Origin of the sequence: Amycolatopsis sp. WAC 04197 (genome assembly GCF_003947475.1) — a bacterium.
Taxonomy (GTDB): domain Bacteria; phylum Actinomycetota; class Actinomycetes; order Mycobacteriales; family Pseudonocardiaceae; genus Amycolatopsis; species Amycolatopsis japonica.
Map to the genome: position 1 here is coordinate 711,135 of NZ_QHJK01000003.1, position 26,391 is coordinate 737,525.

A 26,391-nucleotide genomic window follows, 5' to 3' on the forward strand; every position below is an offset into this window, starting at 1 on the left:
GAGAGGAAGCACCATGTCGGCAGTGACCGCTTTCATGCTGGTGAAGACCACACCCGAGTGGCTCGGCCTCACCGTCGAACAACGGGTGGCGGCCTTCAAGACCGACGTCCTCCCCGCCATCGAAAGCAAAGTGAAGGGCGTCCGGTCCCGCTTCTTCGACACCGAGTTCTACTCCGCGCGAGTGACCGATGTATGGGTGTGGGAGGCCGACGACCACCACTCGTACCAGCTGCTCGTCGAGGCGCTGCGCGAGACGCCGTTCTGGGACCGGTACTTCGAGGTGGTCGACCTCCTGGTCGGGGTCGAGAACGCGTATGCCACGAACTACGGTCTGGACGCCTACGCGAGCGTCGAAACCTGAGCCCGATGGGTGAGCCAGGCGCACCGGCGGCCGCGACCAAGCCGAAGCCGGTGCCCTGGTTACCCACCCGGATCTCCTGGACGAGCAAATCGTCCGGCCAATCCGGCCCTCCCCGTCCGGAACCCTAGGGCCGGAAGTTCGGGACCGGTCCCCGGACGCCGCGAAGGCCACCGCCGAGACGGTGGCCTTCGCGGTGTTCAGCCCGGGATCAGGCGGTTTCGAACGGCTGGACGTTCGGCTGGAAGACCTGGCCGTTGGCCGGGACCTTCAGATCGATCAGGTAGTCGGCCGTCACCTTGTCCACCCCGAGCGAGTCGCCCAGGATGCAGTGCCCGAAGGCGTCGACCGAGAGCAGCCGGGCGTTGCCCAGCTCGTCGGCCATCCGCTTCGAGAACAGGTACTGGGTCGCCGGGTCGTAGAAGTTGCCGACGACCAGGACCGGGGTGTCGGTCTTGGCCTGCCACGGGCCGCGGTAGACGTCCGGCTTCTTCACCGGCCACACCGGGCAGCCCGCCACGTCCGAGAACGCCTGGTAGCGACCGAAAGTGGGCGATTCCTTCTCCCACTTCGCGGCGATCTCGGGGACCTTCTCCTGCTTGATCGTGATCTTCTTGTCCGAGCAGTTCACGGCGAAGTACGAGTCGTCGCCGGTGTACGGGCTGTCCGGGTTCGCGTCCGCGCGCCCGTTCGCCCCGGACCGCAGCACCTTCAGCTCGACGGCCTGAGCCGTCTGTGCCTGCGCGGCGGGCGGGTGGACGACGTTGTACAGCGCCTGCAGATCGTCGGCCAGCGGCGGGAACGACGTCGGCGAGTACAACACCCCGGCCACCGTGCTGGTGAACGCGTTGATGTCGTAGCTGCTCCCGTCCGGCAGCTTGACCGGCTGCTGCCGCAGGTGGTCGCGGATCTCGTCGAACTTCGCCCGCGGCGTGCCCGCGCTGAAGGAGCACTTCGGCCCGACCTGCGCGCACTTGCGCAGGAAGGCGTCCAGCGCGATCTCGAACCCGCGAGCGCGCTCGCGGTCGTACTGCACGCCGTCGCTGGTGCGCAGCGCCGGATCGACGTTGCCGTCGATGACGATCGCCCGGCTCTGCTTCGGGAACATCGACGTGTACGTCGACCCGATCAGGGTCCCGTACGAGAAGCCGACGAAGGTCAGCTTCTGGTCGCCGACGGCCGCCCGCATCTTGTCGAGGTCACGCACGACGTCCTTGGTGGACATGTGGTTCAGCAGCGCGCCCGCGTTGTTCTTGCAGAACTGGCCGTAGTCACGGTACGAGGCCAGCGTCCCGGAGATCTCCTGTCGCGACAGCGGCACGGGGACCTGCGCGGCGAAGACGTCGTCCGCGTCCTCCTGCGTGGTGAAGCATTTGAGCGGGTTGCTGGCGCCGACCCCGCGCGGGTCGAACCCGATCAGGTCGAACCGGTCCAGCACCTGCGGCTGGAAGTAGTTCGCCGCGCCGATCGGCATCCGGAACCCGGAGCCGCCGGGGCCGCCCGGGTTGAGGAACAGCGAACCGACCTTCTTGTCGGGCGTCTTCGCCGCCCGCTTCAGCATCGCGATGTCGATCGTGCCGAGCGCCGCGTTGTCGTGGTCGATCGGCACGCGATACCGCGAACAGCTGTAGAACTTCACCTGATCGGCCGGAACACCGCGGAGCTGGTCCGCCGTGCAGGCACCCCAGTTCACCGGCGCCGTCGCACCGACCTGGGCGGCGGGCGGCCCGGCCTCCTGGGCGGCGACCGCCGTCCCGGACGCCCCGGTCAGCGCGGCGCCGGCCACGAGTGCCCCTACCAGTGCGAAACCGCGCACCGGCCTCCTTGTGGATCTCGGCAAAACGACTCCTCCCTCGGCTGGCGACGTGTCGGACCACGTCGCGCGATGCGCCGCCGACGTCACGGCGCGTAACACCCAAGGAGCCTCGCACAGGCCGGTAACCCAGTCACCGGCCGAAAGGATGGTACGAACCTATCGAGTGGTTGTCTTCAACTCGAAAATCGGTAACACACGGCAAGCGGCTTTCTCCTCCATGGAGTAACCGGGCCAGAACTCCAGCAGCCGTTTCCACATCGCCTCGTACTCGTCTCCGAGTAGTTCCCTGGCCCTGACCGGGATCTCCTTGCCCGCCAGCGCGACGACCGCGTCGGGATGCGAGCGCAGATTGTGCGTCCACGCCGGATCGTTCGGCCTCCCCCAATTGGAGCCGACGAGCACGAAACCTTCCTCGTGCGGGAAGTACAGAAGATTGGTACTGCGGGGCAGCCCGCTCTTCCGGCCGGTCGTGGTCAGCCGCAGGGAAGGGAGCCCGGCCAGCGCGACCAGGCTCACCTTCCCCTTGAACAGCCGGTGGAGTCTCTTGTCCACCCAGATGATCCCGCCCGCGAGCCCCATCAGCCACGGTTTGGTGCCGAGCACGCGGGCGAGCGAAGTGAGAGGGTTAGCCACGGACAGATCTTGCCAGGCTCACCCCGAACCGCGATTCCGAGTCCGTCCACCATTTCTCCACGGAGAAACCGGCTTCGGCCAGTTCCGCGGCGATTCCCTCCCGCCGGAACTTCGCGGAGATCTCGGTGCGCACGTATTCGCCCTCGTCGAACTTCACCTGCAGGTCGGCACCCGGGATGTCGACGGTCAGCGGCTCACGTGCCCGCAGCCGCATTTCGATCCATTCGTTCTCTTCGTCCCAATACGAGACGTGGTCGAACGCGGCCGGGTCGAAGTTCGCGCCGAGGCCGTTGTTGATCACGTGGAGCATGTTGCGGTTGAACTCGGCGGTCACCCCGGCGGCGTCGTCGTAAGCACGCTCCAAGGTCTCCCGGTCCTTCACCAGGTCCGTCCCGAGAAGGAACCACTCCCCTTCGTCGAGCACCTCCCGGACCGAGCGCAGGAAGGTGGCGCGGTCGGCGGGGAGGAAGTTGCCGATCGTGCCGCCGAGGAAGACCACCATCCGCGGCCGGTCGCCCGGCAGCAGGTCCAGATGCTGGGTGAAGTCACCGACCACGCCTCGGACCTCGAGGGACGGGTAGTCGGCGGTGATGGCTTCCGCGGCCTCGGCGAGCGCGGTCTCGGAGACGTCGAGCGGGACGAACTCCTTCAACGTGCCGTGGCTCGTGAGCGCGTCGAGCAGGAGCCTCGTCTTCTCGCTCGATCCGGAGCCGAGTTCGACGAGGGTGTGCGCGCCCGAGCTTTCGGCGATCTCGCCGCCGCGCGTGGCGAGCACCTCCCGTTCGCTCCGGGTCGGGTAGTACTCGGGAAGGGCGGTGATCTTTTCGAACAGCTCGCTGCCGCGCGCGTCGTAGAACCATTTGGGCGACAACCACTTCTGGTCCGCCTCCAGGCCGGCACGGACGTCCGCGCGCAGCTGCTCGGTGATATCCGATTCGCTGTGGTGTACGTCGAGGTCGAGTTCGGTCATCGTGCCTCAGGGCTCCGATCGGCTTCGAGGGGCAGGATCTCCACGCCGGCGCCGGTGACCCGGACGGCGTGGTGGTCGGGAACGGGGGTCCAGCCGGGATCGTCGTCGCACGGTTCCGACGCGACGAGCACACCGTCTCCGGTGTCCCGATAGGACAGGGAATGCGTCCACGCGGTACCGATGAGCGTCCGGCCGTCGGTCAGCAGGAGATTGAGCCGGGAACCCGGGCCCGCCTCCTCGACCACTCCGGTCAGCCAGGTGACGGCCGCGAGCGGGTCTTCGCCCGCCTCGAGCCGTTCACGCAGCAAAGCCCACAGCAGTACCGAATCCGTGGTCGCCTCCAGCGTCAGCAGCCGGGTGATCGGCAGCTTCGCGGCGAGCTCGGCCATCGAGTCCGGCCAGCCCCGCACCAGCCCGTTGTGGCTGAAGAGGTAGCCGCCGCCGGTGAACGGCGCGTTCGCCGCCTCGACCACGGGCATCCCCGTCGTACCGTTGCGGACCGCCGCCAGGAAGGCGTGCGACCGAACCGATCCGGCGAGGGCGGGCAGATCCCCGTCCGTCCACAAGGGAGCGGACCGGCGCAGCCGCAGCGGCTCGGGGCCTTCGGCGTACCAGCCGAGGCCGTATCCATCCGCGTTGACCGAGCCGCCGCCCCGCATGTCGCGAGGGGCGTACGACTGCACAAGCAGCGAATGAGGGGCGTGAAAAAGCGTCTCGGCGGGCGAGCGCGGCTCGCCGAGATACGCGACGTGACGGCACATGCCGCTCAGGCCACCTCGCTCGGCCGCGCGTCCCGGGCACAGCGGAATCCGGAGAAGATCTGCCGCCGGATCGGGTGATCCCAGTTGCGGAACGTGCCGCGGATGGCCGCCGCGTCCGTGCCGAACGAGCCACCGCGCAGGATCCGGTAGTCCCCGCCGAAGAACACCTCCGAGTACTCCTTGTACGGGAAGGCGGCGAATCCCGGATACGCCTCGAAACCGCTGCTGGTCCACTCCCAGACGTCACCGATCAGCTGATGGACGCCCAGCGGCGACACACCCGCCGGGTACGCGCCGACCTCCGCGGGCCGCAGATGCCGCTGCCCGAGGTTGGCGTGGTCGGGGGTGGGTTCCTCGTCGCCCCAGGGGAACCGGCGCGACCGGCCGGTCGCCGGATCGAACCGGGCGGCCTTCTCCCATTCCGGCTCCGTGGGCAGGCGCCGTCCCGCCCAGGCCGCGTACGCCTCAGCCTCGTGGAAGGAAACGTGGACCACGGGCTCCGCGGCGGGCACCTTCTCGTAGACGCCGAACCTCGTCCGCCACCAGCCGTCCTGCTCCCGTTTCCAGAACCGCGGCGCGTCGATGCCGTGCTCGCTGCGGTACGCCCAGCCGCGCTCGCTCCACCACTTCGGGTCTTCGTAACCGCCGGAGTCGAGGAACTCGGCATACGCCCCACAGGTGACCGGCGTGGTGTCGATGAAGAACGCCTCCACCACGACATCGTGCGCCGGACGCTCGTTGTCCAGGGCCCACGGCTCGGCGGAGGTCCCCATGGTGAAGGCACCGCCGGGTACGAACACCTCCGCGGGCAGCGGCCCGGACCGCGACGGCGGCGGGGCGGGCGCGTGCAGCACCGGATCGCCCTTGCGCAGCTGATGGGTGGCCAGCATCGTCTCGTCGTGCTGCTGCTCGTGCTGGGTGATCATGCCGAAGGCGAAGGCGTCCTCGGTGAGCCGCCTGCCTTGCAGGGGAACGGTTTCCAGGATGTCGAAGGATTTCTCCCTGACCTCGCGGACGTACTTGCGAGCCTCCTCGGGGCCCAGCAGCGGCAACGCCGGGCGATCCGCGCGGGCGTGCTGGAACGCGTCGTAGATGTCGTCGATGTCGGGCCTGAGCGCCTCGCGGCCGCCGACGTCGCGCACCAGCCAGAGCTCCTCCTGGCTGCCGATGTGCGCGAGATCCCAGACCAGCGGTGACATCAGTTTCGAATGCTGGCGGACCAGGTCTTCGTCGTCGACGCTCGTCAGCGCGACACTGCGCTCACGGGCCCTGGTGAGGGCCTCGGCCGCGTGAGCCCGCAGGTCTTGCGGGCTCAGCGCGCGAAGCGGGTTGGTCTCAGTGCTTTCCACGCTCATGACTGGTGGCTCCTCGAACCCCTCACGAGGGATTGCACGCCCTCGCTGATCTCGGTGATGGTCTCCGGCGGCAGACCGGTCGTGCCCAGTTCGGCACAACCGAGGTCCACCACCTTGCTCGCGACGTCGGCGATCGCCCGGTCGGCGAGGCCGAACCGGGCCGCGCACTCCCATCGGCCTATGACCGGTTCGCACAGTTCGAGCACCTTGTCCACTGTGGACGGGCGCGCGAGCAGTGCGGCCAGCAGGGCCACCGGGTGCAGCCAGCTGGCGGCGGGCTGGGCGTCCAGGTAGCGGATCTCCAGATACCCCTGTGGACGGACCGGGGTGAAGAACGTCGTCAGGTGGTAGGCCAGGTCGTCCTCGGTCGGCCTGCCGAGCCCGGCGCCCTCGCCCCGGCCGTCGATCCAGTCGGCGAAGGTCAGGGAATCGGGCGCGTCCCAGCGGCCGTCCGGTCCGGGAAGGACCATCAGCGGGGTGTCCATGATCCTGCCCGCCCATTCCGCGGCCGGATCCTTGCCCGGTTCCGCCGACCGGGTGCGGGCCTTTTCCGTTTCCATGACGGCGAGCCAGCGTGCGGACGCGTGGCCGGTGTCGCGTCCGGCGTGGATCCGGGAATTGGCGAAGGCGGCGAGCAGGGGCGGACCGAGCGCGTGGACGGCCGCCCAGCGCACCGGCAGATCGTGCGCCTCACCGGCGTCCACGCAGACCTGCAGGCCCGCGGTGCTGCACATCATCGTGGCGCCGCCGTCGCCCATCGGGGCGAAGCGGCGTTCCATCGCGGCGTAGCGCGGGGTGCCCAGCTTGCGGGCGGGGGCACGATACCTGTCTATCCCGGTGTCCCCCAGGTACAGGCCTCGTGCGGCGAGAAGACTTTCGAGATGGGCCAGATCGGCCGAGACGACGGCGTCCAGGTGGCGCAGCGTGGTCTGGGGTTGAGCGGAGATCTCCACCTGGCATCCGGGCTCGAGGCTCAGCGGTGAACCTGCCGGAAGCGGGAGGGCGGGGCTGTCGGGGCGCAGCGTCCGCGGCGTGTGCGGGCCGAGCGCGGCAGCGAGATCGTCGGGATCGAGGGGCCGGGCGGGTTCGTCGGCGTAGTGCACGGTGAATTCCAGCTCTACGCCGAGAAGTCTCGGCGGCCCGTGTTTGAAGCACACGGAAGCCACATACGCCTCACCTTCGGCGCGGTCCGAGAGGACCTTCGCCGTCGCGTTCGACGCGCTCCCGGACTTCTCGGGGAAATCATGAACAGTAGTCATCTTTCCGCCGTCCAGTCGGTTGTCCGATAACTGAGATGCCTTGACTTCGGACGCTACACGCGGGGTCCGACAAAATCAGTCCGGTTCTTGCCGGGCAGGATCGCCGGACCACGTTCCGGGACGGGACGATCAGGGCAAAGCGGGCTCCGTGCCCAGGCCCAGCGCCGCCGCCGCGTTTCGCACCGCCTCGATCACCAGCTGCAGCGCCGGGCGCCGCGACGAGGTCGTCCGGTAGGCGATCGAAACCGTCCGGAGCAACGGTGTGGTCAACGCGACGACGTCGATCCCCGGCGGCCGGAGCCCGAGCCCGAGGTCGGAAACGAGGGTCACCCCGAGCCCCGCCCTGACCATCGCCATCGCCGTGGACTGCTCCTCGACCTCGTGGTTGATCTTGGGTTCGAACCCGTGCCGGTGACACGCGGTGCGCACCGCGCGGCCGAAATGACTCTTCGGGCTGGCGAGGATCCAGGGATGTTCACCCAGTTCGAGTAAAGACGCGCTTCCGGCGGGCACCGCGCCGGCGGGTACGGCGGCGTGCAGCCGTTCGACCGCGATCACCGCGCGCTCCAGGCCCGCGTCCCACGGCATCGGCGCGTCGGAGTAGTCGAGGACGAACGACAGATCCAGCTCGCCGTCACGCACGGCGTCGGCGGTGTCCTCGGGAGCCAGCTCACGGGTCCGGACCTGGATGCCCGGATGCTCACCCGCGAGCGCGGCCAAAGCGTGCGGCAACAGCCCCGAAGCGACCGACGCCCACACTCCGGCCATGAGGCGCACCGAAACGGTCTCCTGCGCCTCTTCCAAGGCCAGTGTCGCCCGTTCGACCGACCCCAGGATCTCCTCGGCGTGTTCGGTGAGCAGCAACCCCAGTTCGGTCAGCTGCACCCGTCTGCCGAATCGTTCGAACAGCTTCGCGCCCACGTCCCGCTCCAGCTGAGCCAGCTGCTGCGATACCGCCGAAGCGGTGTAATGCAACGAAGCGGCGGCCGCCGTGACGGTGCCGCGCCTGCTCAGCTCGCGGAGCATCCGCAGGCGGTGCAACGAAAGCTCCATGGCCCCAACGTAATCGGGTGCGATCGTGCACGCCGGGTGACGCGTTACACCAGTTTCTCTGCACATCATCGTTCAGATTCGGTAAATGGACGCGCGCGCCCGCCGGGGCGCACCCTCGGAAGTGGCGCAGGAACGACCCCGAATCCACGAAGGAGGTGGCCGCATGACCGCGAGGAACGCCGAACCGCTGATGAGGCTCGTCTGGACCGACCCCGTCACCGGTGCCACCGGCTACCTCGTAGTGCACAGCCTGGTCTCCGGTATCGCGACCGGCGGGACCCGGATGCGCGCGGGCTGCACGATGACCGAGGTCGAGGACCTGGCGAGGGGGATGGCGAACAAGACCGCGACCTTCGGCCTGCCGGTCGGCGGGGCCAAGGGCGGTATCGACTTCGATCCGAAGGACGAGCGTGCTTTCGGTGTGCTGGAACGGTTCTGCTCGTTCCTGCGGCCGTGGATCGACAACCACTGGGTGACCGCCGAAGACCTCGGCGTGCCCCAGCACCTGATCGACGAGGTGTTCGCGAAGCTCGGGCTCGAGCAGTCGTACCACGCCGCGATCCGGCGTTCGGCCGATCCGGCGCACACCCTTCGCCGGGTGCAGGCCGGGCTGAACACCCCGGTCCCCGGCGGGCTCCTGCTCGGCGACGTGATCGGCGGCTACGGCGTCGCACAGGCCTGCCTCGGTGTCGCCGACGCGTGGGAATGGGCCGCCGAGAAGACCACGGTCGCCATCCAGGGCATCGGCACCATGGGCGGCGGCGCGGCCTGGTACCTGCACGAAGCCGGGATGAAGGTCGTCGCGGTCGCCGACGCGGCCGGGACGCTGTACCGGCCCGAAGGTCTCGACATCCCAGCGCTGCTGGAACTGCGGGACTCCTACGGCGAGATCGACCGGAGCCGGCTCCCCGCCGACGTCCGGCTGCTCCCCCGCGACGAGATCGTGGCGACGGAGGCGGACATCCTGGTCCCGGCGGCGATCTCCTACGCGCTGCGCGCCGGGAACCAGGGCGTCGTCAAGGCGAAGGTCGTCATCGAAGCGGCCAACGCGGCGACCACGCCCGACGCCGAGGCGGGTCTGGCGGCCCGTGGCATCCCGGTGATCCCGGACTTCGTCGCGAACGCCGGCGCGGCCGCGTGGGCCTGGTGGCTCCTGCTCGGCGAGGTCGGCGCCGATCCCGCGGATTCGTTCCTGCGCCTGAGGACCGAGATGCGGGCGAAGGTGGCGCTGCTGCTGAGTTCGTGGAACCTCGACCGGATCGCACCCCGCACCACCGGGCTGCGGCTCGCCGAAACCACCCGTTCGGACGCCACCACTCCCGAAACCGCCCCCGCGTTGGTCATCCCCTGAGATTGCGCGTGAAGGCCTCCTTCCCTCGGCTGAGCCGAGGGAAGGAGGCCTTCACGCGCGATCCGTGGCTCAAGAAGCGAAGCGGTCCGTCGCCCCGATGAGGACTTCGCGCATCGGCTCGTCCTGGGTGCTGTGGCCGACCTCGTCGATGACCACCAGTTCGCTGCCGGGCCAAGCGTGCGCCAGCTCCCACGGGGTGCCGATGAGATTGCCCAGGTCGAGACATCCTTCGGCGAGCACGGCCGGGATGTGGGCCAGTTTCCCGGCCTCCCGCAGGACCACGCCCTCGTCCAAAAAGGACCCCTGACTCCAGTAGTGCGTGACCAGCCTGGCGAAGGCGAGCCGGAACTCCGGGCTCTCGAAGCTCTTGTACGGCGGGGAAGTCGGGATGATCGCGTCCTCCCAGGCACACCAGTCGGCCGCCGCCTTCCCGTGCACCGCCGGATCGGGGTCCATCAGCAACTTGAGGTAGGCCGCCGCCAGGTCACCGTCGCGATCCTCTTCGGGTACGCCGTCGCGGAACTTCGCCCACGCCTCGGGGAAGACGCCGCCGAGGCCGCGGGTGAGCAGATCGGTCTCGCTCCGCCGTCCGGTCGCCAAGCCCATCAAGACCATCTCCGTGACCCGGTCCGGATGACGCTCGGCGTAGACCAGCGCGAGCACCGAGCCCCAGGAACCGCCGAAGAGCAGCCACTTCTCGATGCCCAGATGCTCACGAAGGCGTTCCATGTCGGCGATCAGGTGGTCGGTGGTGTTGGCGGAAAGGTCGGCTTCAGGCTCCCCTGCGTGAGGGGTGCTCCGGCCGCAGCCTCGCTGGTCGAACAGCACGACGCGGTACTTGGCCGGGTCGAAGTACCGGCGAAGGCCGGTACTGCAGCCGGTCCCGGGACCGCCGTGCAGCGTGACGGCGGGTTTGCCGTCGGGATTCCCGCAGACCTCCCAGTACACGAGGTGCCCGTCGCCGACGTCGAGCATCCCGTGGTCGTACGGTTCGATTTCCGGATACAGCCGTGTCACGTTCTCGTCCTCCCAGACCCCGCCAGAAATACAACAGCGCTGTCACAATAGCGGGGAGCGTGTCCTGGCGCGCGGGATTAAGCAGTCCGTGAAGGCCTCCTTGAGGGACTCTGGGTCTCTCAAGGAGGCCTTCACGGACTTGGCGCTCCCGATCTTCCGCGAAATTCCCTGCACCGAGTGTCTGTTCCGGCGCCAGTGATTCGTGGACAAGGTGAGCGGCCGCCACGAGAGCGCCGCCACGAAGCCCCAGGGGATGAGATGTCGAACGCCCGCCGCATGTACGACCTGGTCGAGCCCATCGGTCTGGTGCCCTACTTCGCCGACGAGTCGGACGAGGCCCTGATCGCGCTCGGCCTGCGCGGCCCGTGGGACGCCTACTTCGCCGGCCGTGCCGCGCCGTTCGGCCGGTCGGTGCCCGCCGAGGTGATCCACGCGATCTTCTACAACTTCGCCCCCGGCGAGGTGGCCCGGCACATCCCGAAGGTCTGGGAGCTGACCACACCCGAGGAGGCGCTGGCCGCCCGCGAACGAGGATGCGTCGCGGGGATGCGGCGGATCCTCGGCGAACTCGCCGACGCCCCCGGAGTCACCCGCGCAGGCGACCTCCTGCTGAAGGCGGCGACCAGCGCGCCGGTGGAGGGGCGTGCCCTCTACGCCGCCCTCCGCACTGTCCCGGTCCCGCAGGAGCCCGTGGCCAGGCTTTGGCACGCCGCCACTCTCCTGCGTGAACACCGCGGCGACGGCCACACCGTCGCTTTGCTGGCCGAAGGCGTCGGCGGCACGGAGTCCCATGTGCTCCACGCCCTGTCCGTCGGCACCCCCGCGAACGAGTTCGGCCGGGTCTGGCACCTTCCCGCCGCCCAGCTGACCGCGGTCGTCGACGGTATGCGCGACCGCGGTCTCATCGGGACGGACGGCTGGCTCACCCCGGCTGGGCGCGCCACGAAGGAACGCGTCGAGGCCATGACCGACAGGCTCGCGGAGACGCCGTACAACGCCCTGAACGCCCAAGAACTCGAGCGTCTCGTCGCCGACCTCGAACCGATCTCGGCCGCGCTCAGGGCGGTGTTTCCGTGGTGACGGCCTAGCCAGCCAAGGTGCTGGAGACGTGCTTGAGCGCGTCTGCCAGCTCCGCCGGGCCGGCCGGTCCGATGTGGACCACGGCGTCGTTGCCATGGCCGGTCGTGTAGCTCAGGTACCGGCCCCAGTCCGTGTCGGCGAAATGGAGCGGATCCTCGGCGGCCATATGCCTGCCGACCTCGTCCCGCTTGCCGACGTAGAGCTCGCCGCTCCCCTCGACCGGCCGCTGCACGAGGCTGACGATGTCCGCGATCACCGGCGGCAGCGAATGCGTGTCCGGGCCGCGGCGAGCCGCTTCTTCGAGCTCGTACGCGCGGACAGTGCGCAACCTTCCGCCGCCCGCCGGGACGGGCGGCAGCTGCTCGATCAGCGTTTCGGGCAGCCGTCGCCGATCGATCTCCTGCAGCCCGACCCAGTCGTCCGACGCCACCGCCAGGACCGCCTGCAGCCCCAGCGAAGCGGCGAGGACGCCGTAGGTCTGGCCGCCGGTGTTCACCCAGCCGTAGTACTCGATGGCCGGTTTCGTGAGCACCGGAAGCCAGTCCAGGAAGTCGACCGACGCGCGGCCGCTCGAATCCAGCAGCCCGGCCTGTGCCAGCGCCGCTTCCACGCGCTTGTCCGCCTCCGCGCGGGCCGTCCTGGACAGCCAGCGCGGTTCGGGACGCAGCGTGATGTGCAGTTCGCCGACGCGTTCGCGTTCGGCGAGCACCGCCAAGGCTTCGACCGGGACGTCCACCCGGCCTGTTCTCACGGTCATCCGTTACTCGCCGATGACCGGCGGACTGGTCCGCTGGTCGGTGCCGAAGATCGCGTCCGGGTCGGCCTCGATCAGGTAGTCGGGACGCTGGTGCTCGTCGTCCTCGTCGCCGTCGGCACGCCGGCCGCCGGCACCCATCGGACCCATCTGCCCGCCGCCACGACCGCCCGCTCCGCGACCGCCGGCCAGGTGGTCCGCGCCACCGATGCCGCCGAGACCGCCCATGCCGGAGCCCCTGCCCGAGCCGAGACCGCCGGAACCGGGAGCGCCCGCCCGGCCGCCGGTGCCGCCCTCGCCACCGAGCAGCCTGCCCGCGGCGCTGTTGGACGGGGGCACGTTGCGACCGCCGGTGCTTCCCGGCGGGTTCTGGCCGGGACCGTTCGGGTTGTAGTTCTGGCCGGGGCCGTTCGGCAGGCCGATGACGTTGTCCGAGTCGCCGCCGGGACCCCGTCCGGGGATCCTGCCCGGGATTTCGGTCGTCGGCCCGGGCTTGCCCTTGCCACCGCCGGTCGGGCGTGTGGTGTCGTCCCCGTCGCCCGGCTTGCGCGTCGTGGGAGGCGGGATGGTGGGGTCGGGCCGGTCCCTCGGGATCACCGGGCGGTCGTCGTTGGGGCCCGGTTTGGTCGGGGTGCGATCGTCGCCGCCCGGCCTGTTCTGATTCGGGTTGGTGCCGTTGTCGTCCGTGCCGCTGGTGTCGGTGCCGTCGTTGTCGTCCCCGCCGCCGTTCCTGATCGGCTTGACCGGGATGACCGGCGGGTGGACCGGGGGCGTACCGCCGGGGGTCTTGACGCTGACGTCCGCGCCGTCGCTCTTCAACACGCCGTAATCGGTCGGCAGGCTGGAACTCGTGCTGCTGGTGACCGAGTCGTACTGGTCCATCACGCGGACGTTGTTCTGGTTCGCCGCCTCGTGTTTCGCGACGCCCTCTTGGTAGTTCTTGATGTCGTTGTTGACCATGAACGGCCCGGCGATCGGGATCGCGCCCTTCAGGCCGGTGGTCCAGGGGTTGGGCTTGTCCGGTTTCGGCGGCACCGGGACGACCGTCTGCCCGGAGTCGTCGAAGCTGTCGGCCTGCGTCGTCACCGAATCCCTGGTCTGGAACAGCGGCTCCGCGGTCTCCTTGAAGGCCTGCTCCAGCGGGCCCGCACCGGCGTTCGCCGCGTCGGCCGCGGAACCGGTCCAGGACGCCGTCATCCGCGTCTGCAGGGACTTGATGGCCATGCCGCGCTCGACGTAGGCGTCCGAGAGTTCGGCGATGCGATCGGCCGCCGAACGCAGGTTGCGGGTGTCGCCCTGGGTGAAGTTCTCGAAGATCTGTTTGCCGTCCACTCTCATGCCCCCTTGAGTGTCTTGATCACGGCCGACGCGAGTTTCTGCGCGGTCCCGCACGAATTCTGTTCGTCGCCGTAGCCGGCGGCCAGGGTGTTGATCGTCAGGTCGTCCGCGACGCCCACCGCGAGATCGCAGTTACCGCGCGCCCGCCGGTCCTGGATTCCGTAATAGACGGTCGGGTAGCCGTCGACCTCGGGGCCCGGCTCCAGAAACCGCAGCTGCCCGGATTCCTTGGCCTTGTACATTCCGGCCAGGCCGCCCGTGCCCTTTTCGCGGTTTCCGCTGCCGAGGATGACCTGCAGCGTCTCGCCTTTGCCCCTGATGAACCAACCGCAGCTCGGATTGCTCGACTCGGACCTGGGCTCGCCGGGCTCGGTGAACCCCAGCTCCGCCGCCGAGGCGGCGGGAAGCAGCTTGCAGGCGTCACCGACGTACGCCGAGGCGTCCAGCGGATTCGCCACCTTCGGGACGTTCGGATCCTCCGGCGCGGCGGAAGACTCCGACGACGGCGCCGACCCACTGCTGGGCGACGGTTTCCCGGGGTTCTCCCCCGTGCAGCCCGCCACCGCGACGGATACAAGCATGAGCGCCGCCACGGCGGCGCGTTTCCTCAACACGTTCGGCATCCTCAGGTCGTGCGCATGGTGTTGGCTTGGTCGGTGACCATCGTCTTCGTCCTGGCGATCTCGAGCTTCGCGATGTAGCCGGTGATGTATTCCTTCATCGAGTCGTTCTGCTTCTGCAAGGCGAGCAGCGAATCGACGCCGGAATCGACATAGCTGGAGCTGGCCTCGTCCCGGCCAGGCGGACTCAGATCGGCGAGGATGTCCTCGATCTTCATACCGTCTTCGGAGACCTTCTTCAGCTCGTCCTGCCACAGCCCGATGACGGTCTTCAGCTCCTCGGGGCTCATCTCGAACCCGCCGCCACCGCCGCCCCCACCGCCGTAAACGGTCGGTTCCTTCGGCGTGGTGAGGTCACCCCAGACGGCCTTGATCGCGCTCGCGGCGTCGCCGATGATGTTCAACCCGCACCTTCCCCTCAGCACTCACACACGGTGATGGACAAAGAGTAGCCAAGCGGCGGACGGCGTGTCAGCCGATCCGGCCGAGTGGTCGGACGTGTCTCGGAGCCGTCCGGTTCCCGGTCGGGCGGATCATCCCGCGAACTGGTCACAGTACGTACGTACGGATTGCATTGACCGGGTTCCCGGTGACAGGATCCCAGGATGCCACGGGTCAGCCAGGATCACCTCGACGCACGCCGGCGCCAGATCCTCGACGGCTCCCGCGTGTGTTTCGCACGCCACGGCTACGAGGGTGCCACCGTCCGGCGGCTGGAAGAAGCCACCGGACTGTCCCGCGGCGCGATCTTCCACCATTTCCGCGACAAGGAGTCCCTCTTCCTGGCCTTGGCCGAGGACGACGCGGTGCGCATGGCCGACATCGTCGCCGAGCAGGGCCTCGTCCAGGTGATGCGCGAACTGCTGACGAACCGCAGCGAGCACCCCGCCGACTGGCTCGGCACACGGCTGGAGGTCTCCCGGCGGTTGCGCACCGACCCCGAGTTCCGGGCCCGCTGGGCCGAGCGGTCCCACCAGCTGACCGCCGCGACCCGCCGCCGCCTGGAGCGCCAGCGCGACGCCGGGATCCTGCGTGACGACGTCGACGTCGACGTCCTGACCGCATACCTCGAACTCGTTCTCGAGGGTCTCGTCTCCCACCTCGCGATGGGCCAGCCCGGAGACGATCTCGGCCCCGTTCTCGACCTGGTCGAGGAGAGCGTGCGGCGGCACCGTGCCCACGCGGCCGGGGGAACACGTTAAGATTGTCCCATCGCCGCAGTACAGCGGCGGTGTCAGTTGATTCCGATCGAGGAGTGACTCTTTTCGTGCGCGACGCGCAGTCACCTGGTGACAGTATCGAGCCGGGTGGCACACCCGGCTGTTCCGCGGCTCTTCCCGCCGACCCCGCCGGCAGGAAATGATGGAAATCCTGCTCGCCGTTCTCGGCATTCTCCTGTTCCTCCTGCTGACCGTCGGCACCGGCCTCGCCGTCGCCGCCGAGTTCTCCCTCACCGCGCTCGAGCGCAGCACGGTCGACGCGAACGTCCGCCAGGTCGGCGACAAACGCGCGCACACCGTGCAGAAGGCGCACCGCACGCTCTCGTTCCAGCTCTCCGGCGCGCAGGTGGCGATCACCATCACCACCCTGATCACCGGTTACCTCGCGGAACCGGTGATCGGTGACCTGCTGCATCCGCTGTTCACCGCCGTCGGGTTCTCCGAAGGCGTGGCGAACGGCGTCTCGCTGGCGGTCGCGCTGATCCTGGCCACGTCGCTGTCGATGATCCTCGGCGAGATGATGCCGAAGAACCTCGCGATCGCCCGGCCGCTGCAGACCGCGCGTGCCGTCGCGGGGTACCACTCGCGGTTCTCGTCCCTGTTCCGCTGGCTCATCACCCTGATGAACAACAGCGCCAACTTCCTCGTCCGCAAGTTCGGCGTGGAGCCGCAGGAAGAACTGCGGTCGGCCCGGTCGCCGCAGGAACTCGGCTCGATCGTGCGCTCCAGCGCGGAAAGCGGCACGCTCGACACGTCGACGGCCGAACTGCTGGACAAGTCGCTGCGCTTCGGCGAGCGGACGGCCGACGAGCTGATGACGCCGCGCGTCCAGCTCGAATCGCTGACCGTGGACGACACGATCTCCGACCTCATCGAGATCTCGCGCCGCACCGGCTTCTCGCGTTTCCCGGTCTACACCGAGGATCTCGACGACGTGCAGGGCGCGGTGCACATCAAGCAGGCGTTCACCGTCCCGGCCGCCCAGCGCGCCACGGTACGGATCGGTTCGGTCATGCGGCCGATCCCGACGGTGCCCGAATCGCTGCCGGGGGACTCGCTGCTCAACCGGCTGCGTGATTCCCGCTTCCAGCTCGCGATCGTCGTCGACGAGTACGGCGGCACAGCGGGCCTGGTGACCCTGGAGGACGTGGTCGAGGAGATCATCGGCGACGTCCGCGACGAACACGACGAACGTGAAGCGCCGTCCTCCCAGCAGGTCGGCGCCGACAACTGGCTCGTGTCCGGACAGCTTCGCGCCGACGAGGTCACCGACGAGACCGGGTTCCGGATGCCCGACGGCGACTACGAGACCATCGCCGGGTTGATCCTCGAACGGCTCGGCCGGATCCCCTCCCCCGGTGACGCCACCGAACTCGACGCCTGGCGGCTCACGGTGACCAAAATGGACCGTCTCCGCATCGCCGAGGTCGAAGTCCGCCGGGTCGGCGAAACCGCGACCTCCGCAGAGCAGGAGCCCGCCCGATGAGCGACTGGTTCAACATCTTCCTCGTCGTGGTCCTGTTGCTGGCCAACGCGTTCTTCGTCGGTGCCGAGTTCGCGCTGATCTCGTCGCGGCGTGACCGGCTGGAAGCCTTGCTGGAGCAAGGGAAGACCCGCGCCAGGATCGTGATCAACGCGAGCAGGAACGTCTCGCTGATGCTCGCGGGCGCGCAGCTCGGCATCACCATCTGCTCGCTGCTGCTGGGACGGCTCGGCGAGCCCGCCGTCGCGCACCGGCTTGCCGGGTTCTTCGAGTTGTTCGGGATCCCCGAGGTGCTGCTGCACCCGATCTCGTTCGCGATCGCGCTGGCGTTCATCACCATCCTGCACGTCCTCATCGGCGAGATGGTGCCGAAGAACCTCGCGATCGCCGAGCCGGAACGGCTGGCGCTGTGGCTGGTCCCGGTGCACGTGGCCTGGGTGAAGGTCGCCAACCCGTTCATCTGGCTGCTGAACTTCGTGGCGAACTCGCTGCTGCGGGTGTTCAAGGTCGAGCCGAAGGACGAGCTGGAGACCGCCTACACCTCCGACGAACTCGCCGAACTGCTCAGCGAGTCGCGCCGCGAGGGCCTGCTGGAGCACTCCGAGCACCAGCGTCTGAGCAAGACGCTGTCCTCGGTGGAGAAGACGGTCGCGGACGTGCTGGTCCCGACGGCCCAGCTGACCACGCTGCCCTGCTCGCCCACGCTGGGCGACGTCGAACGCGCGGTGTCCTCGACCGGGTTCTCCCGCTTCCCGGTGTGCACCGACGACGGGACGCTGACCGGCTACATCCACGTCAAGGACATCCTCGACCTCGTGGGCGAGGACCCGACCACCGTGGTGCCGTCGGACAAGACGCGGGCGCTCACCGAACTGCACGCCGACGCCCGGCTGGACGAGGCGCTGTCGGCGATGCGCAAGGAAGGCAGTCACCTCGCGCGGGCGTTGAGCCCGGCCGGGGCCGCGGTCGGCGTCGTCGCGCTGGAGGACCTCGTCGAGGAATACGTGGGAACTGTCCGCGACGGTACCCACGTCATGTCATGACCGGCCTGATCGTCCTTCCCGAGTCCGTGTGGCGGGCTCGGGAGGACGACCACGTCACGCGGATGCGGCGCTGGACGACACCGCACCAGCGCCGCCGCTCGCGGGGCGAGAAGCATCCGGTGCTCGACTTCCTCTTCAGCTACTACTCGCACCGGCCAGGGCATCTGGAGCGCTGGCAGCCGGGTCCGGGTGTCGTGCTCGAAGGCGCGTCCGCGCACCGGTTCCTGGAGCGGAAGGGCTACGTGGAGACTCCGGACGGCGTCATGCTCGATCCGGCTGGCTTCACCGAAGGCCGAGCCAAGACCGCGGAATTCGTTCTCCGGCTGCTTTCCGCGACCGCGTCCCGCTCGCCGAGACTCAGTTGTTTCGGGCTTCACGAATGGGCAATGGTTTACCGGGAATCGGCGAATGAGGTTCGCCACTCACAGCTTCCGCTCCGGCTCGGCTCGGCCGGGACCGACGGCGTCGTCGAGTCGCTGGAGATCCGATGCGGACATTTCGACGCGTTTCGGTTCTTCACCGAGCCCGCCCGGCCGCTCAACACCCTGCGGCCGGCGCGGGAGGACCAGGTCGACTTCGAGCAGCCGGGCTGCCTGCACGCCAACATGGATCTGTTCAAGTGGGCGTACAAACTCGATCCGTTCGTCCCGGCCGAGCTGGTCGGTGACTGCTTCGAGCTGGCCGCGGACATCCGTGAGCTGGACATGCGGGCCAGCCCGTACGATCTGGCGTCGTTCGGGTACTCGCCCGTACGGATCGAGACCACGGAAGGCCGTGCAGAGTACGCCCGCGCGCAGGCCGCGTTCGCCCGGCGGGCGGCGCCGCTGCGTGAGCACCTGATAGCGCATTGCCAACGGCTCCTGGCCGAGTTAAGGAAAGTTCCCGCGACACGCGGAAAACAACTGTGAGTCGTCGCATTCCCCGTAACATCCTCCCCTGTTAGAGTGATAACGGTTTGATTGCATACGCAGCGCGAGCGCGCACGTTTCGAAAGGACAACGATGGGGCGACACAGCGCGGTCGAGGAGCCGGTGCCGCATCCCCTCGACCCGCCGAAGCGGCCTCAGGGTCGCGGTGAGGCGACCGGTTCGCACCGGATCGTCGGGAAGAAGGCCCCGCGGCGGCGGATCGCCAAATGGCCCATCGCCTGCCTGGTCCTCGTGGTCCTGGTCGCGATCGGCGTGCTGGGCTGGAACTGGGCGGACGGCGAGCTCAACACCCGCGCCGAAGCCCAGGCCAAGGCGTGCAGCGCCGGCGACACCCCGATGCGGGTCATCGTCACCCCCAGCATCGAGAAGCCGGTCCGCGCGGCGGCCGAGCGGTGGAACAACGCCGCGACCGTGGTCCGCGACCACTGCGTGATCATCCAGATCGACGCGCTGTCCTCCGCTTCGGTGCTCGACGGCCTCGTCGGACGGACCAACCTCGACTCCATCGGCGGCCTGCCCGCCGCCTGGATCCCCGAGTCCTCCTACTGGGTGACCGAGCTGAACACCGCCAAGCCCGAGCTGGTCGGTTCGCCCGCCCAGTCGGTCGCGACGGCGCGTTCGGCCGACTACCCGCTCGTCGGGCTCGCCGGCAAGAACATCGACGAGGTCCAGATGCGCGCCGCGCAGACGTTCCGCCAGTACCTCCAGCAGCCCGCCCAGCAGGCCGACTTCGCGGCCGCGGGTATCAAGGCCACCTGAGGCCCCGAACCACGGGAAAGGCCCCTTCGCCGCTCGGGAAGGGGCCTTTCCCGTACCTCCGCCTCGTGAGCGTTGGACGGTTAGAACCAAGGGTGTCTTGGACTTCTGCTGAACTCGACCTTCGCACCTTCCCAAGTACATGAAGGCCCCCTTCACTGCGCTAGACGCAGTGAAGGGGGCCTTCATGTACCCAGGACGCCAGTACCAGCGGGCCAAGTCCTCGTGAGTGGTGAGAGCGGTTAGCACCAACCGTGTCCGACGGTTCGGCGTGATCCGACGGACGACACACGTGACGGAATGGACGACACGCGTGCCCAGACGGACGACTCGCGTGATGTCCCTCCAGACACTCGTGTTGTCCGTCCGATCACGCGTGTCGTCCACCTGATCACGCGAGACTCCCGATTCGGTCCCAGCCTCGTGAGTGTTGAGGACGGTAAGAGCCGTCCTCAACACTCACGAGGAGAAGGTGTCCGGGTCCGGGCCGGTGCGCGTCCCGTCGTCGAACTCGGCGAGCGCGGCGAGATCGTCTTCGGCGAGTTCGAAGTCGAAGACGTCGAAGTTCTCGCGGATCCGGGACGGTGTCACGGATTTCGGGATCGCGACCGTGCCGAGTTGCAGATGCCAGCGCAGCACGAGCTGTGCCGGGCTCTTGCCGTATTTGGCGGCGAGGGCGGTCAGCGTCGCGTCCGAGAGCAAAGATCCCTGCGCCAGCGGGCTCCACGCCTCGGTGACGATGCCGTGCTCGGCGTGGAACTCCCGCAACGCCTTCTGCTGAAGCCGGGGATGCAGCTCGACCTGGTTGACCGCGGGCACGATCCCGGTCTCGTCGAAGAGCCGCCGCAGATGCGGGACGTGGAAGTTCGACACCCCGATCGCGCGCACCCGGCCGTCCGCGTAGAGCTTTTCCAGCGCACGCCAGGTTTCGACATACTTCCCGCGGGCGGGCATCGGCCAGTGGATCAGGTAGAGGTCGACGTGGTCCAGCCCGAGCTCCGCGAGGCTCGCGTCGAACGCCCGCAGCGCCTCGTCGTAACCGTGGCCCGGATTCGGCAGTTTCGTGGTGATGAACAGTTCCTCGCGAGGGACGTCCGATGAGCGGATCGCCTCACCGACACCGGCTTCGTTCCGGTACGACGCGGCGGTGTCGATGCTGCGGTACCCGGCCTCGATGGCGGTCCGGACGACCTTGGCCGTATCGCCCGCGGGCACCTGCCAGACGCCGAAACCGAGTTGTGGGATGGCTACCTCGTTGTTCAGGACGACGGAAGGCACGGCCATGGAAGGGAAATCCTCACTGGGTTCGGCGGCAGGGCTTCTTGCCACGCATCATTCCACCCCGCGCGCGGCATACGCGCGCAAATACTCCGCCGTGTCCGCGTCCGCCGGGAAGAACGACTCGATCACCAGCTCGGCGACCGTGACATCGAGCGGCGTGCCGAAGGTGGAGACCGTGCTGAAGAACGTGAGTTCGGCGTCCTCGTGCCGCAGTCTCAGCGGGACGAAGATGTCACCCGGTCCGGGGACCTCCACCTCGGGGACGGGATCCGCGCACGGATAGGCGCGCAGTTCCTCCAGCAGTTCGGTCAGCATCGGGTCGGCGGTCTGGATCACCTGACGCCGCAGCCTGCCGAGCAGATGGGCCCGCCACTCCCCCAGATTCAGCACATGTGGCGCCATCCCGTCCGGATGCAGCGTCACCCGCAGGACGTTGACCGGCGGCGTCATCAAGGCGGGCGACACCAGGTCGGTCATCAGCGAGATGCTCGCGTTGGCGTCGACGAGGTTCCACCAGCGGTCGACGACGGCGGCCGGGTACGGCTCGTGGCCGGTCATCAGCTGGCGCACCGCCTTGCGGACCGCTTCCAGCTCCGGGGCGGCCAGACCGGTTTCGGCGTACGCGGGCGCGTATCCCGCGGCCAGCAGCAGCTGGTTGCGTTCCCGCAAGGGCACCTCCAGATGTTCGCCGAGCCGCAGCACCATCTCGCGGCTGGGCTTGGACCGGCCGGTTTCGACGAAGCTCAGGTGCCGGGTGGAGATGTCCGCCGAGATGGCGAGATCCAGCTGGCTGATCCGGCGGCGGTCACGCCATTCACGGAGGAGTTCGCCGACGGGGCGGCCCGCGCTCACTGTGGTCGTCACGATCACGAACCTACGGCTCCGCGCGCGGAGCCGCCATTACCTCAGGCGTAATCGACGGGACCCGCTCCCGGCCGACAGAGTTGCGGCATCGGTTACCCCACAACAGAACGAGGAGACACCATGTCGGACATCCAGCGCGTCGCCGAGCAGTACATCGCCGTGTGGAACGAGACCGACGCGGACAAGCGCCGCGCCCTGATCGCCGAAGTCTTCACCGAGGACGCCGCCTACACCGACCCGCTCGGTGCCGTGACCGGCCACGACGGTGTCGACGGCTTCATCGCCGGCGCGCAGGCCCAGTTCGCGGGCTTGAAGTTCAGCCTGCCCGCGGCGCCCGACGCGCATCACGACATCGCGCGGTTCCAGTGGTACCTCGGCCCGGAAGGCGCCGAGGAGCCGCTGGCGATCGGGTTCGACGTCATCACCGTCGAGGACGGCCGGATCAAGCAGGTGCTGGGCTTTCTCGACAAGATGCCCGGCTGACGATCAGGCGAAGGCCTCCGGCGGCGGACAGGAGCAGACGAGGTTGCGGTCCCCCGCGGCCCCGTCGATCCGCCGCACCGGGGGCCAGATCTTCGACGCGGTGAAGCCGGCCGGGAAGACCGCGATCTCCCTGCTGTACGGGCGATCCCACTCGCCCGCGAGACAGCGCGCGGTATGCGGCGCGTTCCGCAGCGGGCTTCCCTCCAGCGGCCACTCCCCCGCGGCGACCTTCTCGATCTCGCCGCGGATCGCGATCATCGCGTCGCAGAACCGGTCGAGTTCACCGAGATCCTCGCTCTCGGTGGGCTCGACCATGAGCGTTCCCGCGACCGGGAAGGACATCGTCGGCGCGTGGAGCCCGTAGTCGGCCAGGCGCTTGGCGACGTCGTCCACGGTGACGCCGGTCCGTTTGGTGAGCGCGCGGAGATCGAGGATGCATTCGTGCGCGACCAGACCGTCGTGCCCGGAGTACAGCACCGGGTAGTGCGCGGCGAGACGTTTGGCGACGTAGTTGGCGTTCGCGACCGCGGTCAGCGTCGCCCGCTTCAAGCCTTCGGCGCCCATCATCCGGACGTAGGCCCAGGAGATCGGGAGGATCGACGCGCTCCCCCACGGCGCGGCGCTGATCGGCCCCACCCCGGTGGCCGGGCCCGCGTCCGGCTGCAGCGGATGGTTCGGCAGGTACGGCGCCAGATGCGCACGGACGCCGATCGGCCCGATGCCCGGCCCGCCGCCACCGTGCGGGATGCAGAAGGTCTTGTGCAGGTTGAGATGCGAGACGTCGGCGCCGAATTTCCCGTACTGCGCCACCCCGATCAGCGCGTTCAGGTTCGCGCCGTCGACGTACACCTGGCCGCCCGCGTCGTGCACCAGCGCGCAGACCTCGCGGACGGTGTCCTCGTACACGCCGTGCGTGGAGGGATAGGTGATCATGATCGCGGCGAGGTCGTCCGCGTGCTCGTCCATAGTGGACTTGAGATGACCGAGGTCGATGTTGCCCTCGTCGTCGCATTTCACGACGACCACCCGCATTCCGGCCATCACGGCGCTGGCGGCGTTCGTCCCGTGCGCGCTGGAAGGGATCAGGCAGACGTCACGTGCGGCGTTCCCGTGTTCGCGGTGGTACGCGCGGATGGCCAGCAGCCCGGCGAACTCGCCCTGGCTTCCGGCGTTCGGCTGCAGGGAGACCGCGTCGTAGCCGGTGATCCCAGCGAGCCAGCGCTCCAGATCCTTCACGACGGTGAGCAGGCCGGCCGCGTCCTCGGCGGGCGCGAACGGATGCAGACCGGCGAACTCGGGCCAGGTGATCGGCTCCATCTCGGCCGTGGCGTTGAGCTTCATCGTGCAGGAGCCCAGCGGGATCATGCTCCGGTCGAGCGCGACGTCCTTGTCGGACAACGCCCTCAGGTACCGGAGCAGCGCAGTTTCCGAACGGTGCGCGTGGAAGACCGGATGGGTCAGGTAGTCGCTGGTGCGGCGCAGATCCGGCGGGAAGCCGTCCGCGGTGTCCGCGTCGAGCGAGTCCACATCGGACACCGCGACCCCGAACGCCTTCCACACCAAGGAAAGATGCTCACGACTGGTCGTCTCGTCGCAGGCGACGGCGACGTGGTCGGAGTCCACGAGCCTCAGGTTGACCCCGAGTTCCCGCGCCGTGCCGACGATCCCCGCCGCGCGGCCCGGGACGGAAACCGTGACGGTGTCGAAGAATTCGCAGTGCACGACGTCGACACCGCTTTCGGCGAGGCCCGCCGCGAGCACCGTGGCCATCCGGTGCGCGCGGTTCGCGATGGCGCGCAGCCCTTCGGGACCGTGGTACACCGCGTACATCGACGCGATGACCGCCAGAAGCACCTGGGCGGTGCAGATGTTGCTCGTCGCCTTTTCGCGGCGGATGTGCTGTTCACGGGTCTGCAGCGCGAGCCGGTACGTGGGAGCGCCGTCGGCGTCCTTCGACACCCCGACCAGCCGTCCGGGCAGCTGCCGTTCGAGCCCCTGCCGGACGGCGAGGTACGCCGCGTGCGGCCCGCCGAAGCCCATCGGGACCCCGAACCGCTGCGTCGACCCGATGGCGACGTCGGCGCCGAGTTCACCGGGCGACCGCAGCAGGGTCAGCGCGAGCGGATCCGCGGCCATCACCACGGCGGCGCCGAGCGCCTTGACTTCGGCGATCGTGTGGTCCCATTCGCGGACGACCCCCGAGGCGCCCGGATACGACAGCAGCACCCCGAAGAAGTCGCCGCCGAGCCCGAGCCCGGTGATGCCCTGGGACAGGTCCGCGGTCACCAGGTCGATGCCCAGCGGTTCGGCACGGGTGCGCAGCACCTCGATCGTCTGCGGAAGGGTGTCCTCGTCGACCACGAACCGGCTCGATTTCGCCTTGCCCGCCCGGCGGACCAGCGTCATCGCCTCGGCCGCGGCGGTCGCCTCGTCCAGCATGGACGCGTTCGCGATCGGCAGCCCGGTCAGATCGGCGACCATGGTCTGGAAGTTGAGCAGCGCTTCGAGGCGCCCTTGCGAGATCTCCGGCTGATACGGCGTGTACGCGGTGTACCAGGCCGGGCTCTCCAGCACGTTGCGGCGGATCACCGGCGGGGTCACGGTGTCGTGGTAGCCGAGGCCGATCATCTGGACCATCGGCCGGTTGCGCGCGGCCAGTGCGCGGAGCTCGGCGAGCGCGCCGGTCTCGGTGGCGGGTGGCGGCAGATCCGGCGGGGTCGCGGACTCCCGCAGCGACGCGGGGACGGCCCGCTCGGCGAGCTCTTCGAGGGAGGTGACGCCGACGACGTCGAGGATGCGCGCGAGCTCTTCGGCACCGGGACCGATGTGCCGGTCCGCGAAGGGGGTTCCGGATTCGAGAGCGGCCAGTGAAACAGGCTCCATCGGGGACCTCCCAAGACGCGGGGGTGGGGCCGGGACGGATTGTCCTGGCCCTCCCCACTCTGTCCGTACCCCCGAGGGGGCGCCTGAGAGTTTCGCCCGAGTGTTGAGCCGGGCTTGCACCGTCGGCGGGGCCGCCAGGCTGTGACCTGGCGAACCACTTTCCAGAGGCGTCTCTTCCGCGCGGTCCAGGGTGCCTGAGAGGTTCCGGGGAGGACTTGCTCCTTCGGCGCCGAGCTCAACGGTTATCGACTCGGTCTCTCCCGCGCGGATTCGTCGACCGCGGAAGTGAGCCTACCCTGCCGCTCGCGCGGCCTCATGATCAGCCGGTGCGACGGGCGTTGCGGCGCTGCGTGAGCTCGTCCGGCGTGACCGTTTCGATCACGCCGCCGTCGGCCCGTTCGGCCGGGAACTCGTGGATGGTGCCGCTGATCTCCTGCATCGCCCCGCTGACCGCGATGCCGAAGACGCCCTGCCCGCCCTGGAGTAAATCGACGATCTCTTCGGGCGAGGTGCACTCGTAGACGGTGGTGCCGTCCGAGAACAGGGTGACCTTGGCGAGGTCGCGGACGCCTCGCAGGCGCAGGTGGTCGACGGCGACGCGGATGTTCTGCAGGGAGACGCCGGTGTCCAGCAGCCGCTTGACCACCTTCAGGACGAGGATGTCCTTGAACGAGTAGAGCCGCTGCGAACCGGAACCGTGCGCCGTGCGGATGCTCGGCGCGACCAGCTTCGTACGGGCCCAGTAGTCGAGCTGCCGGTAGGTGATCCCGGCGATCTGGCAGGCGGCCGGGCCGCGGTAGCCGACGAGTTCGTCCGGGAGGGAAGAGTCGGGGAACAGCTCGCCCTGCTCGCCGTCAGCGACCGGAACGAGCGGCTCTTGAGGGCTACCAGCCTCGACCACGCCATGCCTCCCCTCGCCCGACCTGGCGGCCGGCGAACAAAGCCGCGCGGACCCACGGGAGTCCGCACCGGAGTTCCTCGTCAAGACGAATGCCCCAGACATCCGAATCACACCTTGGCGATTCACCTTCATTGACGGTAAGCGCGTCCGGCAAACCGGTCAACGCGACGCGCGGTCGGCCTC

General features: G+C 68.9%; 25 protein-coding genes and 1 riboswitch. Of the genes, 9 read left to right on the forward strand and 16 right to left on the reverse strand.

What is annotated here, in order from left to right; translation table 11 throughout:
- Window positions 1-13 precede the first annotated feature (13 nt).
- Entirely contained in the window at window positions 14-361 is a 348-nt protein-coding gene (locus DMC64_RS16280) for a darcynin family protein (RefSeq protein WP_125734193.1), read from the forward strand.
- 208 nt (window positions 362-569) lie between these two features.
- On the opposite strand, the gene DMC64_RS16285 is transcribed toward DMC64_RS16280, so the two are convergent.
- From DMC64_RS16285 to DMC64_RS16315, 7 genes are all read right to left on the reverse strand, one after another.
- Window positions 570-2,174, reverse strand: coding sequence for an alpha/beta hydrolase (locus DMC64_RS16285; protein WP_125734194.1), 1,605 nt, complete (start codon window positions 2,172-2,174; stop codon window positions 570-572).
- A 156-nt stretch (window positions 2,175-2,330) separates the two neighbouring features.
- A complete protein-coding gene (locus tag DMC64_RS16290; protein ID WP_125734290.1) occupies window positions 2,331-2,753 on the reverse strand; it encodes a nitroreductase family deazaflavin-dependent oxidoreductase in 423 nt (140 codons plus the stop codon).
- Between the two features lie 46 nt (window positions 2,754-2,799).
- Window positions 2,800-3,777, reverse strand: coding sequence for an L-histidine N(alpha)-methyltransferase (egtD, locus tag DMC64_RS16295; RefSeq protein ID WP_125734195.1), 978 nt, complete (start codon window positions 3,775-3,777; stop codon window positions 2,800-2,802).
- A complete protein-coding gene (gene egtC / locus DMC64_RS16300) occupies window positions 3,774-4,538 on the reverse strand; it encodes an ergothioneine biosynthesis protein EgtC (protein ID WP_125734196.1) in 765 nt (254 codons plus the stop codon). Before egtC ends, egtD begins: the two co-directional genes overlap by 4 nt.
- A 5-nt stretch (window positions 4,539-4,543) precedes the next feature.
- Window positions 4,544-5,893 carry an ergothioneine biosynthesis protein EgtB gene (egtB, locus tag DMC64_RS16305; RefSeq protein ID WP_125734197.1) on the reverse strand — a complete coding sequence of 450 codons (1,350 nt, stop codon included), beginning with the start codon at window positions 5,891-5,893 and terminating at the stop codon, window positions 4,544-4,546.
- A complete protein-coding gene (locus DMC64_RS16310) occupies window positions 5,890-7,152 on the reverse strand; it encodes a glutamate-cysteine ligase family protein (protein ID WP_125734198.1) in 1,263 nt (420 codons plus the stop codon). Before DMC64_RS16310 ends, egtB begins: the two co-directional genes overlap by 4 nt.
- A gap of 129 nt (window positions 7,153-7,281) precedes the next feature.
- On the reverse strand, window positions 7,282-8,205 hold the full coding sequence (locus tag DMC64_RS16315; protein WP_037337353.1) for a LysR family transcriptional regulator: 924 nt from the start codon (window positions 8,203-8,205) through the stop codon (window positions 7,282-7,284).
- Window positions 8,206-8,368: 163 nt separating this feature from the next.
- Here DMC64_RS16315 and DMC64_RS16320 point away from each other — a divergent pair, with 163 nt between their 5' ends.
- Window positions 8,369-9,556: a Glu/Leu/Phe/Val dehydrogenase dimerization domain-containing protein gene (locus tag DMC64_RS16320; RefSeq protein ID WP_125734199.1), complete on the forward strand. Its 1,188-nt coding sequence runs from the start codon at window positions 8,369-8,371 to the stop codon at window positions 9,554-9,556.
- Between the two features lie 69 nt (window positions 9,557-9,625).
- Here the strand turns inward: DMC64_RS16320 and pip are convergent, their stop codons facing one another.
- A complete protein-coding gene (gene pip / locus DMC64_RS16325; protein WP_370324134.1) occupies window positions 9,626-10,531 on the reverse strand; it encodes a prolyl aminopeptidase in 906 nt (301 codons plus the stop codon).
- Between the two features lie 318 nt (window positions 10,532-10,849).
- Between pip and DMC64_RS16330 the strand changes: the two genes are divergently transcribed.
- Window positions 10,850-11,653, forward strand: a complete 804-nt coding sequence (locus DMC64_RS16330) for a MarR family transcriptional regulator (RefSeq protein ID WP_199754998.1) — start codon at window positions 10,850-10,852, stop codon at window positions 11,651-11,653.
- 4 nt (window positions 11,654-11,657) lie between these two features.
- On the opposite strand, the gene DMC64_RS16335 is transcribed toward DMC64_RS16330, so the two are convergent.
- From DMC64_RS16335 to DMC64_RS16350, 4 genes are read right to left on the reverse strand one after another with little or no spacing between them, the layout of a single operon-like run.
- A complete protein-coding gene (locus DMC64_RS16335; RefSeq protein WP_125734291.1) occupies window positions 11,658-12,389 on the reverse strand; it encodes an ESX secretion-associated protein EspG in 732 nt (243 codons plus the stop codon).
- A gap of 24 nt (window positions 12,390-12,413) precedes the next feature.
- The gene (locus DMC64_RS16340) at window positions 12,414-13,745 is read right to left on the reverse strand and encodes a hypothetical protein (RefSeq protein WP_125734202.1); all 1,332 of its coding nucleotides are present in this window, start codon (window positions 13,743-13,745) and stop codon (window positions 12,414-12,416) included.
- Entirely contained in the window at window positions 13,742-14,368 is a 627-nt protein-coding gene (locus DMC64_RS16345; RefSeq protein WP_125734203.1) for a DUF3558 domain-containing protein, read from the reverse strand. The genes DMC64_RS16340 and DMC64_RS16345 overlap by 4 nt, the downstream gene beginning before the upstream one ends.
- A gap of 2 nt (window positions 14,369-14,370) precedes the next feature.
- Entirely contained in the window at window positions 14,371-14,769 is a 399-nt protein-coding gene (locus tag DMC64_RS16350; protein WP_037337342.1) for a hypothetical protein, read from the reverse strand.
- A 201-nt stretch (window positions 14,770-14,970) separates the two neighbouring features.
- On the opposite strand from DMC64_RS16350, the gene DMC64_RS16355 reads away from it, so the two are divergent.
- The 5 genes from DMC64_RS16355 to DMC64_RS16375 all read left to right on the forward strand — a co-directional run bounded on the left by DMC64_RS16355 (window position 14,971) and on the right by DMC64_RS16375 (window position 19,799).
- The gene (locus DMC64_RS16355) at window positions 14,971-15,567 is read left to right on the forward strand and encodes a TetR/AcrR family transcriptional regulator (RefSeq protein WP_037337340.1); all 597 of its coding nucleotides are present in this window, start codon (window positions 14,971-14,973) and stop codon (window positions 15,565-15,567) included.
- 157 nt (window positions 15,568-15,724) lie between these two features.
- On the forward strand, window positions 15,725-17,071 hold the full coding sequence (locus DMC64_RS16360; protein ID WP_125734204.1) for a hemolysin family protein: 1,347 nt from the start codon (window positions 15,725-15,727) through the stop codon (window positions 17,069-17,071).
- Window positions 17,068-18,111, forward strand: a complete 1,044-nt coding sequence (locus DMC64_RS16365; protein ID WP_125734205.1) for a hemolysin family protein — start codon at window positions 17,068-17,070, stop codon at window positions 18,109-18,111. Before DMC64_RS16360 ends, DMC64_RS16365 begins: the two co-directional genes overlap by 4 nt.
- Window positions 18,108-19,019: a 3-methyladenine DNA glycosylase gene (locus DMC64_RS16370; protein WP_125734206.1), complete on the forward strand. Its 912-nt coding sequence runs from the start codon at window positions 18,108-18,110 to the stop codon at window positions 19,017-19,019. The genes DMC64_RS16365 and DMC64_RS16370 overlap by 4 nt, the downstream gene beginning before the upstream one ends.
- A gap of 93 nt (window positions 19,020-19,112) precedes the next feature.
- A complete protein-coding gene (locus tag DMC64_RS16375; protein WP_037337331.1) occupies window positions 19,113-19,799 on the forward strand; it encodes a hypothetical protein in 687 nt (228 codons plus the stop codon).
- A 456-nt stretch (window positions 19,800-20,255) separates the two neighbouring features.
- Here DMC64_RS16375 and DMC64_RS16380 read toward each other — a convergent pair whose 3' ends face one another.
- Together DMC64_RS16380 and DMC64_RS16385 are read right to left on the reverse strand one after the other, a co-directional pair.
- Window positions 20,256-21,080 (reverse strand): aldo/keto reductase, encoded by an 825-nt coding sequence (locus DMC64_RS16380; RefSeq protein ID WP_125734207.1) that lies wholly within the window; start codon window positions 21,078-21,080, stop codon window positions 20,256-20,258.
- 48 nt (window positions 21,081-21,128) lie between these two features.
- Window positions 21,129-21,947, reverse strand: coding sequence for a helix-turn-helix domain-containing protein (locus tag DMC64_RS16385; protein WP_199754989.1), 819 nt, complete (start codon window positions 21,945-21,947; stop codon window positions 21,129-21,131).
- Between the two features lie 114 nt (window positions 21,948-22,061).
- Between DMC64_RS16385 and DMC64_RS16390 the strand changes: the two genes are divergently transcribed.
- On the forward strand, window positions 22,062-22,424 hold the full coding sequence (locus tag DMC64_RS16390; RefSeq protein ID WP_125734208.1) for a nuclear transport factor 2 family protein: 363 nt from the start codon (window positions 22,062-22,064) through the stop codon (window positions 22,422-22,424).
- A 3-nt stretch (window positions 22,425-22,427) separates the two neighbouring features.
- Here the strand turns inward: DMC64_RS16390 and gcvP are convergent, their stop codons facing one another.
- A complete protein-coding gene (gene gcvP, locus DMC64_RS16395; RefSeq protein ID WP_125734209.1) occupies window positions 22,428-25,307 on the reverse strand; it encodes an aminomethyl-transferring glycine dehydrogenase in 2,880 nt (959 codons plus the stop codon).
- A gap of 171 nt (window positions 25,308-25,478) precedes the next feature.
- Window positions 25,479-25,580, reverse strand: a riboswitch (glycine riboswitch).
- A 46-nt stretch (window positions 25,581-25,626) separates the two neighbouring features.
- A complete protein-coding gene (locus DMC64_RS16400) occupies window positions 25,627-26,208 on the reverse strand; it encodes a MerR family transcriptional regulator (protein ID WP_005150040.1) in 582 nt (193 codons plus the stop codon).
- Between the last annotated feature and the right edge of the window lie 183 nt (window positions 26,209-26,391).

Bases quoted from the DNA above. Each gene is read 5' to 3' on its own strand.
- DMC64_RS16280 (WP_125734193.1), top strand. From the start codon at position 14: ATGTCGGCAGTGACCGCTTTCATGCTGGTGAAGACCACACCCGAGTGG.
- DMC64_RS16290 (WP_125734290.1), bottom strand. From the start codon at position 2,753: ATGGGGCTCGCGGGCGGGATCATCTGGGTGGACAAGAGACTCCACCGG.
- egtD (WP_125734195.1), bottom strand. From the start codon at position 3,777: ATGACCGAACTCGACCTCGACGTACACCACAGCGAATCGGATATCACC.
- egtC (WP_125734196.1), bottom strand. From the start codon at position 4,538: ATGTGCCGTCACGTCGCGTATCTCGGCGAGCCGCGCTCGCCCGCCGAG.
- egtB (WP_125734197.1), bottom strand. From the start codon at position 5,893: ATGAGCGTGGAAAGCACTGAGACCAACCCGCTTCGCGCGCTGAGCCCG.
- DMC64_RS16310 (WP_125734198.1), bottom strand. From the start codon at position 7,152: ATGACTACTGTTCATGATTTCCCCGAGAAGTCCGGGAGCGCGTCGAAC.
- DMC64_RS16315 (WP_037337353.1), bottom strand. From the start codon at position 8,205: ATGGAGCTTTCGTTGCACCGCCTGCGGATGCTCCGCGAGCTGAGCAGG.
- DMC64_RS16320 (WP_125734199.1), top strand. From the start codon at position 8,369: ATGACCGCGAGGAACGCCGAACCGCTGATGAGGCTCGTCTGGACCGAC.
- pip (WP_370324134.1), bottom strand. From the start codon at position 10,531: ATGCTCGACGTCGGCGACGGGCACCTCGTGTACTGGGAGGTCTGCGGG.
- DMC64_RS16330 (WP_199754998.1), top strand. From the start codon at position 10,850: ATGTACGACCTGGTCGAGCCCATCGGTCTGGTGCCCTACTTCGCCGAC.
- DMC64_RS16340 (WP_125734202.1), bottom strand. From the start codon at position 13,745: ATGAGAGTGGACGGCAAACAGATCTTCGAGAACTTCACCCAGGGCGAC.
- DMC64_RS16345 (WP_125734203.1), bottom strand. From the start codon at position 14,368: ATGCCGAACGTGTTGAGGAAACGCGCCGCCGTGGCGGCGCTCATGCTT.
- DMC64_RS16355 (WP_037337340.1), top strand. From the start codon at position 14,971: ATGCCACGGGTCAGCCAGGATCACCTCGACGCACGCCGGCGCCAGATC.
- DMC64_RS16360 (WP_125734204.1), top strand. From the start codon at position 15,725: ATGATGGAAATCCTGCTCGCCGTTCTCGGCATTCTCCTGTTCCTCCTG.
- DMC64_RS16365 (WP_125734205.1), top strand. From the start codon at position 17,068: ATGAGCGACTGGTTCAACATCTTCCTCGTCGTGGTCCTGTTGCTGGCC.
- DMC64_RS16370 (WP_125734206.1), top strand. From the start codon at position 18,108: ATGACCGGCCTGATCGTCCTTCCCGAGTCCGTGTGGCGGGCTCGGGAG.
- DMC64_RS16375 (WP_037337331.1), top strand. From the start codon at position 19,113: ATGGGGCGACACAGCGCGGTCGAGGAGCCGGTGCCGCATCCCCTCGAC.
- DMC64_RS16380 (WP_125734207.1), bottom strand. From the start codon at position 21,080: ATGGCCGTGCCTTCCGTCGTCCTGAACAACGAGGTAGCCATCCCACAA.
- DMC64_RS16390 (WP_125734208.1), top strand. From the start codon at position 22,062: ATGTCGGACATCCAGCGCGTCGCCGAGCAGTACATCGCCGTGTGGAAC.
- gcvP (WP_125734209.1), bottom strand. From the start codon at position 25,307: ATGGAGCCTGTTTCACTGGCCGCTCTCGAATCCGGAACCCCCTTCGCG.